The organism is uncultured Neptuniibacter sp. (genome assembly GCF_947498015.1).
GTDB lineage: Bacteria > Pseudomonadota > Gammaproteobacteria > Pseudomonadales > Balneatricaceae > Neptuniibacter.
In genome coordinates this window covers 1-15,530 of sequence record NZ_CANMIR010000020.1, presented here as the reverse complement: position 1 = coordinate 15,530, position 15,530 = coordinate 1, and the positions used below count along the sequence as shown (strand labels likewise).

At 48.0% G+C, this 15,530-nt stretch carries 11 protein-coding genes, 1 tRNA gene and 2 pseudogenes; all 14 read right to left on the bottom strand.

Translation table 11 applies throughout. From position 1 onward, the window contains the following. Positions 1 to 78: pseudogene (locus tag Q0882_RS16490) on the bottom strand (elongation factor Tu); the annotation flags it as partial. 36 nt (positions 79 to 114) lie between these two features. After that, entirely contained in the window at positions 115 to 2,208 is a 2,094-nt protein-coding gene (gene fusA / locus Q0882_RS16485; RefSeq protein ID WP_299184027.1) for an elongation factor G, read from the bottom strand. A gap of 18 nt (positions 2,209 to 2,226) precedes the next feature. After that, positions 2,227 to 2,697, bottom strand: a complete 471-nt coding sequence (gene rpsG / locus Q0882_RS16480) for a 30S ribosomal protein S7 (RefSeq protein ID WP_299184024.1) — start codon at positions 2,695 to 2,697, stop codon at positions 2,227 to 2,229. 125 nt (positions 2,698 to 2,822) lie between these two features. After that, a complete protein-coding gene (gene rpsL / locus Q0882_RS16475; RefSeq protein WP_007021369.1) occupies positions 2,823 to 3,197 on the bottom strand; it encodes a 30S ribosomal protein S12 in 375 nt (124 codons plus the stop codon). A gap of 143 nt (positions 3,198 to 3,340) precedes the next feature. After that, entirely contained in the window at positions 3,341 to 7,567 is a 4,227-nt protein-coding gene (gene rpoC, locus Q0882_RS16470) for a DNA-directed RNA polymerase subunit beta' (RefSeq protein WP_299184019.1), read from the bottom strand. Positions 7,568 to 7,642: 75 nt separating this feature from the next. Further along, complete coding sequence (gene rpoB / locus Q0882_RS16465) at positions 7,643 to 11,743, bottom strand: DNA-directed RNA polymerase subunit beta (RefSeq protein WP_299184016.1); 4,101 nt, start codon at positions 11,741 to 11,743, stop codon at positions 7,643 to 7,645. Positions 11,744 to 11,911: 168 nt separating this feature from the next. Further along, on the bottom strand, positions 11,912 to 12,286 hold the full coding sequence (rplL, locus tag Q0882_RS16460) for a 50S ribosomal protein L7/L12 (RefSeq protein ID WP_299184013.1): 375 nt from the start codon (positions 12,284 to 12,286) through the stop codon (positions 11,912 to 11,914). Between the two features lie 70 nt (positions 12,287 to 12,356). After that, complete coding sequence (gene rplJ / locus Q0882_RS16455; RefSeq protein ID WP_299184010.1) at positions 12,357 to 12,848, bottom strand: 50S ribosomal protein L10; 492 nt, start codon at positions 12,846 to 12,848, stop codon at positions 12,357 to 12,359. A 213-nt stretch (positions 12,849 to 13,061) separates the two neighbouring features. Continuing rightward, positions 13,062 to 13,757: a 50S ribosomal protein L1 gene (gene rplA / locus Q0882_RS16450; protein WP_299184007.1), complete on the bottom strand. Its 696-nt coding sequence runs from the start codon at positions 13,755 to 13,757 to the stop codon at positions 13,062 to 13,064. Next, positions 13,757 to 14,191 (bottom strand): 50S ribosomal protein L11, encoded by a 435-nt coding sequence (gene rplK, locus Q0882_RS16445; RefSeq protein ID WP_297305736.1) that lies wholly within the window; start codon positions 14,189 to 14,191, stop codon positions 13,757 to 13,759. Before rplK ends, rplA begins: the two co-directional genes overlap by 1 nt. 102 nt (positions 14,192 to 14,293) lie before the next feature. Next, positions 14,294 to 14,827, bottom strand: a complete 534-nt coding sequence (gene nusG / locus Q0882_RS16440) for a transcription termination/antitermination protein NusG (RefSeq protein ID WP_299184004.1) — start codon at positions 14,825 to 14,827, stop codon at positions 14,294 to 14,296. A gap of 14 nt (positions 14,828 to 14,841) precedes the next feature. After that, positions 14,842 to 15,210, bottom strand: a complete 369-nt coding sequence (gene secE / locus Q0882_RS16435) for a preprotein translocase subunit SecE (RefSeq protein ID WP_299184002.1) — start codon at positions 15,208 to 15,210, stop codon at positions 14,842 to 14,844. 61 nt (positions 15,211 to 15,271) lie between these two features. After that, positions 15,272 to 15,347 (bottom strand) — tRNA-Trp (locus Q0882_RS16430). A gap of 66 nt (positions 15,348 to 15,413) precedes the next feature. Next, positions 15,414 to 15,530 (bottom strand): annotated as a pseudogene (locus Q0882_RS16425) (elongation factor Tu); the annotation flags it as partial.

The following is a 15,530-nucleotide window of genomic DNA, read 5'->3' as shown; positions in this document are numbered from 1 at the left end:
AGTTTTACCGTGGTCAACGTGGCCGATTGTACCAACGTTAACGTGCGGTTTTGAGCGTTCAAATTGTTCTTTAGCCACTTTTCATTACCTCAAGTAATTAGGCGAATAAAAAAATTAATTCTGATTGATTACAGCGTCAGCGACATTTTGTGGCGCTTCCGCATAGTCGAGAAACTCCATCGAGTAAGTCGCACGACCCTGGGTCGCAGAGCGAAGATCGGTTGCATATCCGAACATTTCACCCAACGGAACCTGAGCGTTGATAATCTTACCCGAAGAACTATCTTCCATACCCTGTACAAGACCACGACGACGATTCAGGTCACCCATCACATCGCCCATGTAGTCTTCCGGAGTTACAACTTCAACTTTCATCATCGGCTCAAGCAAGCAGGGACTAGCTTCCTGCGAATACTTTTTAAGCGCCTGAGATGCAGCGATTTTAAACGCCATTTCGTTAGAGTCAACATCATGGAAGGAACCATCATACAGACGCGCTTTGAGGCCGATTAACGGATAGCCAGCAATGACACCGTTATGCATCTGCTCCTCAATACCCTTCTGTATAGCTGGAATATATTCCTTAGGAATCACACCACCTACGATCTCATTGATAAATTCTAGCCCTTCCTCTTCAGAAGGACTGAACTCAACAACAACGTGGCCATATTGACCACGACCACCAGACTGACGCACAAATTTATGATTCGCATCAACTGACTGTCTGATTTTCTCGCGATAGGCTACCTGTGGTTTACCGATATTGGCTTCCACCTTGAATTCGCGTTTCATACGATCCACGATGATATCAAGGTGCAACTCCCCCATACCGGAGATGATGGTCTGACCTGTTTCCTGATCTGTTTCAACCTGGAATGACGGATCTTCCTGAGCCAATTTACTCAGCGCAATCCCCATCTTTTCCTGATCGGCCTGTGATCTAGGCTCAACCGCCACCGAAATAACCGGGGCTGGAAACTCCATACGCTCCAGAACAATCCTGTTGTCCCCATCGCATAAAGTGTCGCCCGTTGTTACATCTTTCATACCAATCAGAGCAGCGATATCGCCTGCGCGAACCTCTTTAATCTCTTCACGGTTATTTGAGTGCATCTGGACCATACGACCAACACGCTCTTTTTTACTCTTAACAGAGTTAAAGACCGCATCACCTGATTTCAGAACACCCGAGTACACTCGAACAAATGTCAGCGTACCCACAAATGGATCGGTAGCAATTTTAAATGCAAGCGCAGAGAATGGTGCGTCATCATCAGCCTCACGCTGGGCAACAGTTTCCTGCGCATCATCCAGTGTACCCTCAATCGCTTTAACCTCGATTGGGGATGGCATATATTCAACAACTGCATCCAAAACAGCCTGAACACCTTTGTTCTTAAAGGCAGAACCTGCCTGCATCAGAACAATATCGTTATCCAGAGTACGGGCACGAAGCCCCTGCTTAATCTCTTCTTCAGATAGATCACCCTCTTCGAGGTATTTCTCCATCAGCTCCTCAGTAGCTTCAGCAGCAGCCTCTACGAGCTCCTCACGCAACTGATCGGCTTTAGCCTGCAAATTGGCTGGTATATCTTCCAACTCATAGGTCATACCCTGATCCGCTTCATTCCACATAATGGCTTTCATACGAACCAGATCAACAACACCAACAAAATCTTCTTCTGCACCAATAGGAAAATTAATTGGTACAGCTTTAGCGCCAAGACGATCTTTTAACTGATCAACAACCATAAAGAAGTCAGCACCCAGACGATCCATCTTATTGACGAACACCATCCGAGGGACTTCATACTTGTTTGCCTGGCGCCAAACCGTTTCCGTCTGAGGCTGGACACCTGAAGAGGCACATAGCACGACTACCGCACCATCAAGCACACGCAGAGAGCGCTCTACTTCGATTGTAAAGTCAACGTGCCCAGGAGTATCGATGATATTAATACGATGATCATCGAACTGCTGATTCATACCTTTCCAGAAACAGGTAGTTGCAGCAGACGTGATAGTAATACCACGCTCCTGCTCCTGCTCCATCCAGTCCATTGTCGCAGCGCCATCATGAACTTCACCGATCTTATGAGAAAGACCGGTGTAGAACAGTACGCGCTCAGTTGTAGTCGTTTTACCGGCATCTACATGCGCACATATCCCAATATTGCGGTAACGTGCGATAGGAGTTTTACGAGCCACGACTTAATCCTCAGTATCTTAGAAGCGGTAGTGAGCGAATGCTTTGTTCGCTTCAGCCATACGATGCACGTCTTCACGTTTCTTCACAGCCGCACCGCGGCCTTCAGATGCATCGATCAGTTCACCAGCCAGACGTAGTGCCATGGATTTCTCACCACGACTACGAGAAGCATCAACAGCCCAACGCATAGCCAGAGCCATACGACGAGCCGGACGAACTTCAACTGGTACCTGGTAAGTAGCACCACCTACACGGCGAGACTTAACCTCAACCGCTGGCTGGATCGCTTCCAGAGCTTTTTCGAATAGTTCCAATGGATCTTTGTCCGTGCGCTCCTGGATTTTATCCAAAGCACCGTAAACAATTTTTTCAGCAACAGATTTCTTGCCGTGAACCATTACATGGTTGATAAACTTCGCAAGAACTGTGTTACCGAACTTAGGATCCGGTAGTATTTCGCGCTTTGCAGCGACGCGTCTTCTAGGCATTGATAAGCCCTCAATTCATTAAAAGGTCTTCAGGTTTCCCAAGCATTGATGCCTGGCCTTACTCTTACCGTGTATCCGGGTTAGCTTCTTAGTCTTACAAGACAGCTGCGCCGCAGGGACTACGATTAAGATTTAGGACGCTTAGCACCGTACTTAGAACGGCCCTGCTTACGCTCATTAACACCTGAGCAGTCCAGTGCGCCACGTACTGTGTGATAGCGAACACCTGGAAGGTCCTTAACACGACCACCACGAATTAGAACAACGCTATGCTCCTGCAGGTTGTGACCTTCACCACCAATGTAGGAAGCAACCTCGAAGCCGTTGGTCAGACGAACACGGCATACTTTACGTAGTGCTGAGTTCGGTTTTTTCGGAGTAGTGGTGTAAACACGGGTACAAACGCCACGACGTTGAGGACAAGCCTGCAATGCACGAACATCGCTTGGCTGAACTTTACGTTTACGTGGTTTACGTACCAACTGGTTAATCGTTGCCATTAAGCAAACTCCACGTTTGATTTAACACCATAAAAAAATTGGATTTTTAGCAATCCAACCACAAAGGGGCCGGAATTTTAATAAATTCCGGCCCCGATCGTCAAATACTGGACACTATTTATTCAATAAAATTGAAAAAATAGTTATTCAGCATCCGGCATAGACGCATTTAATGCTTCGGTAAGTGCCTGCTGCACCTCTTCTGCACTAACTGTCATGCTTTCACCTTCAGCAGGTTGTGCACGCTTACGTTTACGCTCTTCATGATAAGCCAGACCTGAGCCCGCTGGGATCAAACGACCTACCACGACGTTTTCTTTCAGACCACGCAGGAAGTCCTGCTTGCCTGTTACTGCACCCTCTGTCAGGACACGTGTTGTCTCCTGGAAGGAAGCAGCAGAGATAAAGGATTCTGTTGCCAGAGATGCTTTAGTAATACCCAACAGTACACGATCGTACTTAGCCGGGATCTTACCTGCTGCTTCAAGCTCTTCGTTTTCAGCCAGTACCGCTTGATACTCGACCTGATCACCAGGGATAAATGTAGAATCACCAGAAGAGATGATCTCAACCTTACGCAACATCTGACGAACAATAACTTCGATGTGCTTATCGTTGATCCCTACACCCTGCAAGCGGTATACATCCTGAATCTCGCCGGTGATGTATTTAGCCAGCTCTTCTACACCCAGGACACGCAGAATGTCATGCGGATTAGATGGACCATCAGAAATAACCTCACCCTTCTCTACATGTTCACCTTCGAACACGTTCAGGTTACGCCATTTCTGGATCATAGTTTCATGCGGTTCAGCATCATTCGGTGAGATCACCAGGCGCTTCTTACCTTTAGTCTCTTTACCAAAGCCAATCAGACCAGAAACCTCAGCAAGAATCGCAGACTCTTTCGGTTTACGCGCCTCAAACAGGTCAGCCACTCGTGGCAGACCACCGGTGATATCCTTGTTGACCGTACCTTCCTGCGGAATACGCGCCAGTACGTCACCGATCTGCACCTCAGCACCATCACTCAGATTCATGATCGCTTTTGCAGGTAGCAGATACTGGGCTGCAGAATCTGTACCCGGATGCATTACATCATCACCCTTAGCATCGATCAGCTTGATCATCGGACGGATATCTTTACCCGCTGCAGGACGATCTTTCGCATCCAATACCTCAGTAGTCGACAGGCCTGTTAATTCGTCAGTCTGACTCTTAACCGTGATCCCATCTTCCATACCGGATAGCTCAACACGACCAGATACTTCAGAGATAATCGGATGGGTATGCGGATCCCAGTTTGCAACGATATCACCCGCCTCTACTGAACTACCATCCTTAACCTTGATGATCGAACCATATGGCAGCTTATAACGCTCACGCTCACGACCATGCTCATCAGTTACACCTAGCTCACCTGAACGCGATGTTGCAACCAAAGCTCCATCAGGACGCTCTACAAACTTAAGGTTATGCAGACGAATTTCGCCGCCATTTTTAACCTGAATACTATCCACTGCTGCAGCTCGAGATGCTGCACCACCGATATGGAAGGTACGCATGGTCAGCTGTGTTCCGGGTTCACCGATCGACTGGGCTGCAATAACACCTACAGCTTCACCTGGATTCACCAGATGCCCACGACCCAGATCACGACCGTAACAGCTCGCACAGATACCGTGACGCGTACGACATGTGATTGCACTACGCACGATAATCTCGTCGATAGAGGAATACAGATCATCCGTTTCTAGACGGTGCTTCCACGCCTCATCAATCAGCGTACCCGCTTCAATCAGAACGTCCTTACCCTGCGGATCCAGTACATCGACTGCAACTGTACGACCCAACACGCGATCACCCAGTGCGACAACAACATCACCACCTTCGATCAGAGGAACCATCACCAGGCCTTCCTCTGTACCACAGTCAGACTCAGTAATTACCACATCCTGGGCAACATCAACCAGACGACGTGTCAGGTAACCAGAGTTTGCTGTTTTTAGTGCGGTATCAGCAAGACCTTTACGCGCACCATGGGTTGAGATGAAGTACTGTAGTACGTTCAGACCTTCACGGAAGTTTGCCGTGATAGGTGTCTCAATGATGGAACCATCTGGTTTCGCCATCAGACCACGCATACCTGCCAACTGACGAATCTGGGCTGCACTACCACGAGCACCGGAATCGGCCATCATGTATACAGAGTTGAAGGATTCCTGTTCGGACTCCTCCCCATCTTTAGTCACAACTGGCTCAGTCTGCAGATTTTCCATCATCTTCTTAGCCAGCAGCTCATTTGCTCGTGACCAGATATCGATAACTTTGTTGTATTTCTCACCCTGAGTTACCAGACCATCAGAGAACTGACGCTCAATATCCATTACCTCAGCTTCAGCTTCGTCGATAATAGTCGTTTTCTCAGCAGGGATTTCAAAATCGTTTACACCGATAGACACACCGGACATCGTCGCTTGACGGAAACCTGTGTACATCAGTTGGTCAGCAAAGATAACCGTATCCTTCAAACCACAACGACGGTACGCTTCGTTCAACAGGCGAGAGATCGCTTTCTTCTTCATTGGCTGGTTAACCAGCTCAAAAGGAAGACCATCAGGAACGATTGCGAATAACAATGCCCGACCCGCTGTTGTTTCCTTCATCTCGGTAATTGTTTCGAGATTACCTTCGATGTCACGGATACTTTCTGTCACACGTACTTTAATGGCAGCCTGTAAGTCCAACTGACCTGCACCTTGTGCGCGTTGAATCTCTTCGATGTCGGCAAATACCATGCCTTCACCCTTCGCATTTACACGCTCACGAGTCATGTAGTAGAGACCCAATACAACGTCCTGTGACGGCACGATGATCGGCTCACCGTTTGCTGGCGATAGTACGTTATTGGTAGACATCATCAGCGCACGCGCTTCCAGCTGAGCTTCGATTGTCAGCGGAACGTGTACAGCCATCTGGTCACCATCGAAGTCAGCATTGTAAGCCGCACAAACAAGCGGATGCAGCTGAATCGCTTTACCTTCGATCAGAACAGGTTCAAATGCCTGGATACCCAGACGGTGAAGTGTTGGTGCACGGTTAAGGAGTACTGGATGCTCACGGATGACCTCATCCAGAATATCCCATACCAGCGCTTCTTCACGCTCTACCATCTTCTTGGCAGCTTTAATTGTTGTCGCGTGCCCACGCAGTTCAAGCTTAGAGAAGATGAATGGCTTGAACAGCTCAAGTGCCATCTTCTTAGGCAGACCACACTGATGCAGACGCAGGTATGGACCAACCACGATAACCGAACGACCAGAGTAGTCTACACGCTTACCTAGCAGGTTCTGACGGAAACGACCCTGCTTACCCTTGATCATATCAGCAAGCGATTTCAGTGGACGCTTGTTTGAACCGGTAATTGCACGACCACGACGACCGTTATCCAGCAAGGCATCAACAGATTCCTGCAGCATACGTTTTTCGTTACGTACAATGATATCCGGAGCGTTCAGATCAAGCAGGCGCTTCAGTCGGTTGTTACGGTTAATAACTCGACGGTACAGATCGTTCAGATCAGATGTTGCGAAACGACCACCATCCAGAGGTACCAGTGGACGCAGATCAGGTGGCAGTACTGGTAGTACCTCCAGGATCATCCACTCAGGTTTATTACCCGACTTGTAGAAAGCTTCAAGTAGCTTAAGGCGCTTAGACAGCTTTTTAATCTTGGTTTCAGAGTTTGTCTGTGGAAGCTCTTCACGTAGCTGATTTACTTCCTCTTCAAGCTCAATTGAAGAGAGCAGTTCTTTAACCGCTTCAGCACCCATACGTGCGTCGAAATCATCACCAAACTCTTCCAGCGCTTCAAAGTACTGTTCGTCGTTTAGCAGCTGCCCACGCTCGAGAGTAGTCATACCTGGATCAATTACAACGAATGATTCAAAGTACAGTACACGCTCAATGTCACGCAGAGTCATATCCAGCATCAAACCGATACGGGACGGCAGTGACTTCAGGAACCAGATATGTGCAACTGGAGACGCTAGCTCGATGTGCGCCATACGCTCACGACGAACCTTAGCCAGTGTAACTTCGACGCCACACTTCTCACAGATAACACCACGATGTTTCATGCGCTTATATTTACCGCACAGACATTCGTAATCTTTTACCGGGCCAAAGATTTTGGCACAGAACAGACCTTCACGTTCAGGCTTGAACGTACGGTAGTTTATGGTTTCCGGCTTTTTAACTTCACCGTACGACCATGAACGGATCATTTCCGGAGAGGCCAATGAGATCTTGATCGAGTCAAATTCTTCAGATTGGCCCTGTGTTTTAAGCAGATTCAGCAGATCTTTCATTCTTTTCAAGCTCCTAACGGAGTTCTTGCTTGAGGCCGCCTAATGGCGACCCCCGCCTGGTGTACAGTTATGCCCTTATTCGGACTCCAGCTCGATGTCGATACCCAGTGAGCGGATCTCTTTGATAAGCACGTTGAAGGATTCCGGCATTCCCGGCTCCATACGGTGATCGCCATCCACGATGTTCTTATACATCTTGGTACGGCCATTCACGTCATCGGACTTAACTGTGAGCATCTCCTGTAGAGTATATGCAGCACCGTATGCTTCTAGTGCCCATACCTCCATCTCACCGAATCGCTGACCACCGAACTGTGCCTTACCACCCAGCGGCTGCTGAGTAACCAGGCTATAAGAACCAGTAGAACGCGCATGCATTTTGTCGTCTACCAGATGGTTCAGTTTCAGCATGTACATGTAACCAACAGTGACTGGTCGATCGAATTTATCACCAGTACGACCATCAAACAGAGTCGTCTGACCTGAGTCATCCAGACCTGCCAGTCGCAGTAGCGATTTCAGCTCAACCTCTTTAGCACCATCGAACGCCGGTGTTGCCAGTGGCACACCACCGCAAAGGTTCTTAGCAAGTTCTAGAATCTCTTCATCGGTGAAGTTATCTAGATCTTCTGTTCGGCTATTCATTCCCGCACCCAGATCAGCATTGTAGATCTTATGCAGGAATTCACGGATCTCTTTTACTGTATCAGCGCGTTCACGCTCCTGATCCAGCATCTCGTTGATCCGGCGACCCAGACCTTTTGCAGCCATACCCATATGGGTTTCAAGAATCTGACCTACGTTCATACGAGATGGAACACCCAGCGGGTTAAGCACGATATCTACCGGCTCACCATTCTCATCGTAAGGCATATCTTCTACAGGCATGATGACCGAGATAACACCCTTGTTACCGTGACGACCAGCCATCTTATCACCAGGCTGTACACGGCGTTTGGTAGCTACATAAACCTTAACAATCTTCAGGACACCTGGCGCCAGATCATCACCTGTCTGAAGCTTGCTCTTCTTATCTTCAAAACGCTTATCCAGAGACTCTTTACGATCCTCAAGCTGTTTCTGAGCTTGCTCAAGCTGCTCTGCAGCATTCTCATCAGAAACGCGGATATTAAACCAATCAGATTTAGTCAGTCCCGCAAGGAATTCAGAAGAGATCTCTTCACCTTTCTTCAGACCTGCACCACCATCAGCCTTCAGGCCAACCAGTACTTTTTCAAGACGCTCAAAGGTAGCTTGTTCGACGATACGCAACTCTTCATTCAGATCTTTGCGAATCGCATCCAGTTCAGACTTCTCGATAGACAGGGCACGCTCATCTTTCTGAACGCCGTCACGAGTGAAGACCTGAACATCGATGACCTTACCAACAGTACCGGTCTTCACGCGCAGAGAAGTATCTTTAACGTCTGATGCCTTCTCACCGAAGATTGCACGCAGCAGTTTCTCTTCCGGAGTCAGCTGACTTTCACCTTTAGGTGTAACTTTACCTACAAGAATATCGCCAGGGCCTACTTCCGCACCGATATGAACGATACCTGCCTCATCCAGTTTAGCCAGCGCAGACTCACCTACGTTCGGGATATCCGCCGTGATCTCTTCAGAACCCAGCTTCGTATCACGTGCAACACAGGTCAGTTCCTGAATATGGATCGTTGTGAAACGATCTTCCTGAACGACACGTTCAGAGATCAGGATCGAGTCCTCAAAGTTGTAACCATTCCAAGGCATGAAAGCGATACGCATGTTCTGACCCAGTGCCAGCTCACCCATATCTACGGACGGACCATCCGCCATCACATCACCCGGCTTCACAATATCGCCAGGATTAACAATGGAGCGCTGGTTGATACACGTATTCTGGTTGGAACGTGTGTACTTAGTCAGGTTGTAGATATCTACACCTGCGTCGCCTGCTGTAACTTCGTCGTCATTAACTCGAACAACGATACGGCTGGCATCTACAGACTCAATCAGACCACCACGGCGTGCAACAACACATACACCGGAGTCTTGAGCCACATTGCGCTCAATACCTGTACCTACCAGCGGCTTATCAGCACGCAGTGTTGGTACAGCCTGGCGCTGCATGTTCGACCCCATCAATGCACGGTTGGCATCATCGTGCTCAAGGAATGGAATAAGTGAAGCTGCTACCGAAACCACCTGACGTGGAGATACATCCATATACTGGACTTTATCAGGAGACATTACCGTTGTTTCATTAAGATGACGTACGGTTACTAGCTCATCCAGTAGTCGCCCTTCATCATCCATCGTCGCGGAAGCCTGAGCGATAACAAAGGTATTCTCTTCAATCGCAGAAAGGTAATCCAACTCATCAGTCACCTTGCCATCGATAACACGACGATAAGGCGTTTCCAGGAAACCGTAGTCATTCGTACGCGCGAATGTTGCCAACGAGTTGATCAGACCGATATTTGGCCCTTCCGGTGTTTCGATTGGACATACACGACCATAGTGCGTCGGATGTACGTCACGGACTTCGAAGCCCGCACGTTCACGCGTCAGACCACCCGGGCCTAGCGCGGAGACACGACGCTTGTGAGTAACTTCAGACAGCGGATTGTTCTGATCCATAAACTGGGACAGCTGCGAGGAACCAAAGAACTCTTTAATCGCAGCCGCTACTGGTTTAGCGTTAATCAGATCCTGAGGCATCAGGTTATCAGATTCAGCCATGCTCAGACGTTCACGAACAGCACGCTCAACACGCACCAGACCTACACGGAACTGGTTCTCTGCCATCTCACCTACAGAACGGATACGACGGTTACCCAGGTGATCGATATCATCAACGGTACCTTTACCGTTACGAATATCGATCAGGGTCTTCATGACTTCTAGAATATCTTCTTTATCAAGAACGCCAGATCCAATAACAGCATCACGGCCGAGGCGACGATTGAACTTCATGCGGCCAACAGCGGATAGATCGTAACGCTCTTCTGTGAAGAACAGATTCTCGAATAGCGCTTCAGCAGATTCTTTTGTAGGCGGCTCACCCGGGCGCATCATGCGGTAGATCTCTACCAGAGCTTCCAACTGATTACGTGTTGGATCATTACGCAGGGTATCAGAGATAAACGGACCACAATCCAGGTCGTTCGTATACAGAGTTTCGAACTCGGTGATATTTGCAGCACGCAGCTGTTCAACCAGTTCTTCTGTAATCTCAGCGTTACAAGCACAGATCAGTTCACCTGTTGTTGGATCAACTACATCTTTTGCAATCGCTTTACCTACCAGGTATTCCATTGGAACTTCAAGCTGCTCCATACCTGCTTTTGCCATCTGACGGATATGTCTAGGGGTGATACGACGACCCGCTTCAACAATGACATTTCCTTCAGGATCTTTCACTTCAAAAGACAGCGTCTCACCACGTAAGCGATCAGCGATCAACTTCATGTTGATCGACTCTGAGTCCAGAGCCCATGCGGTATTCTCAAAGAAGATATCGAGAATTTCGCTCGCTTCGTAACCCAGCGCACGCAACAAAATAGTTGCTGGCAGTTTACGACGGCGGTCTATACGGACGAAAAGACTGTCTTTTGGATCAAATTCAAAATCTAACCATGAACCACGGTAAGGAATCACTCGCGCAGAGTAGAGAAGCTTACCGGAGGAGTGTGTCTTACCTTTATCGTGGTCGAAGAACACACCAGGTGAACGGTGTAGCTGAGAGACGATTACACGCTCAGTTCCGTTTACAACGAAAGTTCCGTTTTCAGTCATCAGGGGCATTTCGCCCATGTAGACTTCCTGTTCCTTGATGTCTTTTACGGCTTTATTGCTGGATTCGCGGTCATAAATAACCAGACGAACTTTTACGCGCAAAGGCGCTGCGTAAGTAATACCGCGTATCTGACACTCTTTAACATCAAATACAGGCTCACCCAGACGGTAGCCAACATATTCCAGAGATGCATTTCCAGAATAGGACACGATTGGGAAGACAGAGTTAAATGCCGCATGCAGACCCGCGTCTAAACGATCTGCTGCTTCAACCCCTGTCTGCAAAAACTTTTTATAGGAGTCGAGCTGAATTGCCAGCAAGTAAGGCACATCCATAACTTGCGGCAATTTACCGAAGTCTTTACGGATGCGTTTCTTTTCAGTGTATGAATAAGCCATCAGTGTTCCCCAGCAAGTGCACCAATTTATAAGCAGGCCGAAACCCGTTTCGGACTGTGTTACCGCTATTTATTTGCTGTCTATAAATAACGGAAAAAGGCCGGTGGCATTTTGCCACCAGCCGTCAGCACTTCGAACAGTAAACTGTTCGGATTAGCATCGAAGTAATTACTTAACTTCAACAGAAGCGCCAGCTTCTTCCAGTGCTTTCTGAAGTTCTTCAGCTTCTTCTTTGCTAACGCCTTCTTTAACAGCAGCAGGAGCGCCATCAACGATGCCTTTAGCTTCTTTCAGGCCAAGACCTGTAGCGCCACGAACTGCTTTGATTACGTTAACTTTCTTATCGCCAACAGCTGTCAGAATAACGTCAAACTCAGTTTTCTCTTCAGCAGCACCAGCGTCACCGCCAGCAGCACCACCTGCAACAACAGCAGCAGCTGCAGTTACACCGAATTTTTCTTCCATTGCTTCGATCAGAGCAACTACGTCTTTAACAGACATTTCAGCAATTGCGTTTAGGATATCTTCGTTAGTCAGAGACATTTTCTAAATTCCTGATATTTGTAAGCCCGAGGGCTCATTAAAACTTGTATAAATAAAGTTACGTAAAAACTTACGCAGCTTCTTCTTTCTGGTCGCGAACTGCTGCAATAGTACGAACAAGTTTGCCCGCTGCAGCTTCTTTCATGCAAGCCATCAGCTTCGCAATTGCCTCGTCGTATGTTGGCAGGCTTGCCAGCATAGCAACATCAACAACTTCACCTTCGAATGCTGCTGCTTTCAGTTCAAAGTTATCATTACCTTTCGCAAACTCTTTCAGAATACGAGCGCCAGCGCCCGGATGCTCTGTAGAAAAAGCAATGATACTTGGACCTTTGAAAGAGTCCTGTAAGCATGCATAGTCAGTGCCTTCAACCGCGCGGCGAGCCAGCGTGTTACGTACAACTTTTAGCCATACGCCGTTTTCACGCGCTTCTTTACGCAGTGCAGTCATATCGCCTACCTCTACGCCGCGGGAATCCGCGACAACAGCAGACAGAGCACTATTAGCAGCTTCCTGGACTTCAGCGACGATCGCTTTTTTATCTTCGAGTCCTAATGCCACGATTTACTCCTGGAGTAGTCTTTCGACTTATTACCAACCGCCCCATTACTGAGGCTTCCGAGTACGGTGGTTTGATTCAAATACAGAATCTCACCGTCTGCGCAGGCTGGTTTTGCCCATTAAGATAAGGTTTCCCTCATCACCTGCGGTCTTTGACGGCCTTCATCTCTGCAAAACAGGTACAGAAGACCCTCAAAAAACCTTTCATGCCAATCAGACCTCTAAAGAGGACTGATCAACCAGTAAACCTGGACCCATAGTGGTGGACAGGGTTACTTTCTTAAGATAAACGCCTTTAGCAGAAGCTGGCTTCAGCTTCTTAAGGTCAGCTACCAGTGCTTCGATGTTCTGCTTGATAGCAGCCGCTTCGAAGTCTGCTTTACCAACACCAGCATGAATAATGCCGTTTTTGTCAGTACGGAAACGTACCTGACCCGCTTTAGCATTTTTAACTGCAGTAACAACATCTGGAGTTACTGTGCCAACTTTAGGGTTTGGCATCAGGCCACGCGGACCCAGCACCTGACCTAGCTGACCAACAACACGCATTGCGTCTGGCGTTGCGATAACAACACCAAAGTCCAGGTCGCCGCCTTTAATCTGTTCAGCCAGATCTTCAAAGCCAACAACATCCGCACCAGCTTCTTTTGCTTTCTCAGCGTTTTCACCCTGCGCAAATACAGCTACACGAACATCGTTACCTGTACCGTTTGGCAGCACAGTAGAACCACGAACAACCTGATCAGATTTACGTGGATCAACACCCAGATTTACTGCAACATCAACAGTCTCTTTGAACTTCACTGTAGACAGCTCAGACAGCAGAGAAACTGCTTCATCAATTCCGTAAGCCTTACCCGCTTCAACTTTCTCAGCGATCAGCTTCTGACGTTTAGTTAGCTTAGCCATTACTCATCACCCTCTGGAATAAGACCCATGCTACGCGCAGTACCTGCGATAGTACGTACAGCAGCATCCATATCAGCCGCTGTCAGGTCTGGCATTTTAACAGTTGCGATCTCTTCCATCTGAGCGCGAGTAACGTTACCCACCTTCTCAGTATTTGGACGACCAGAACCGCTCTTCAGACCTGCTGCTTTTTTCAGCAGAACTGCAGCCGGAGGTGTTTTAGTGATGAATGTAAAGCTACGATCAGCATATACAGTGATAACCACTGGTACTGGCAGACCATTTTCCATGCTCTGAGTCTGAGCGTTGAATGCTTTACAGAATTCCATGATGTTAACACCATGCTGACCCAGTGCCGGACCTACTGGCGGTGACGGATTCGCACCACCGGCTGGAACCTGCAGCTTGATATAAGCTTCAATCTTCTTAGCCATTTTTCAATGTACTCCTAATGGGTTCAAACGCTTTTCAGCTCCCCGTTTTTTCAAGACAGAAAAACCCCAGCTCTCGCTGAGGTTATTTCTTAGAAACCTAAATCAGGCCTTTTCGACCTGACCGAAATCCAATTCAACAGGCGTCGAACGACCAAAGATCAATACTGCAACCTGCAGCTTGTTCTTCTCATAATTAATCTCTTCAACGACACCATTAAAGTCAGCAAACGGACCATCGGTCACACGAACCATCTCACCCGGCTCAAACACAGTCTTAGGACGCGGCTTATCAACACCGCTCTCAACTCGACTTAGGATCTCATTTGCTTCCGCTTCTGTGATTGGTGCAGGATTACCTGCGGTACCACCAATAAAGCCCAACACATGCGGCGTATTTTTTACCAGGTGCCAGCTCTCATCATTCATTTCCATATGAACCAGCACATAGCCAGGATAGAATTTACGCTCAGACTTACGCTTCTTACCATCCCGGATCTCAACAACCTCTTCAGTCGGCACCAACACCTCACCAAAAAGATCCTGCATTGCATGCAGTTCAATTCGTTCTTTCAGCGTATTCATTACACGCTTCTCGTACCCGGAGTACGCATGCACAACATACCAACGCTTAGACATGCCTATTTAGCCTCTTAACCAATCGCTCCAGATACCAACCAGCTCAACAATGAGTCAAGCCCCCACAATGCCAACCCCATAATCAGAACAACCACAACAACAATCAGTGTTGTCTGCGCCGTTTCCTGACGTGTTGGCCATACCACTTTGCGAATTTCCTGCTTAGCTTCTTTAAACAGAGTAAAAAACGCTTTCCCTTTCGCGGTCTGCAGTGAAACAAACCCAGCAACCAAAGCCAACACAATCAGCGCTACAACACGGTAGAACAAAGACTGATCTGCATAAATGGAGTTACCCACTACACCTGCAGCAACAATTGCCGCAACAACAACCCACTTAAGGGCATCAAACTTTGAACCTTCGGAATTCACTTTAGCATTCACGCTTAGGGCCTCAGGGTTACTTAAATAGCTTAGTATTCTTGATGCCAACTCAGAGTAGAGTTGGCAGGCCAGGAGGGACTCGAACCCCCAACCTGCGGTTTTGGAGACCGCTGCTCTGCCAATTGAGCCACTGGCCTACTGCATAATAGGGAGGCGTATTGTATAAGCCTCCCCTGCACTTGGCAATACCTAATTATCGAATTTTATTCGACAATTTTAGATACAACGCCTGCACCTACTGTGCGACCGCCTTCACGGATCGCAAAGCGCAGACCTTCTTCCATCGCAACTGGGTTGATCAGGGTAACGTCCATCTGGAT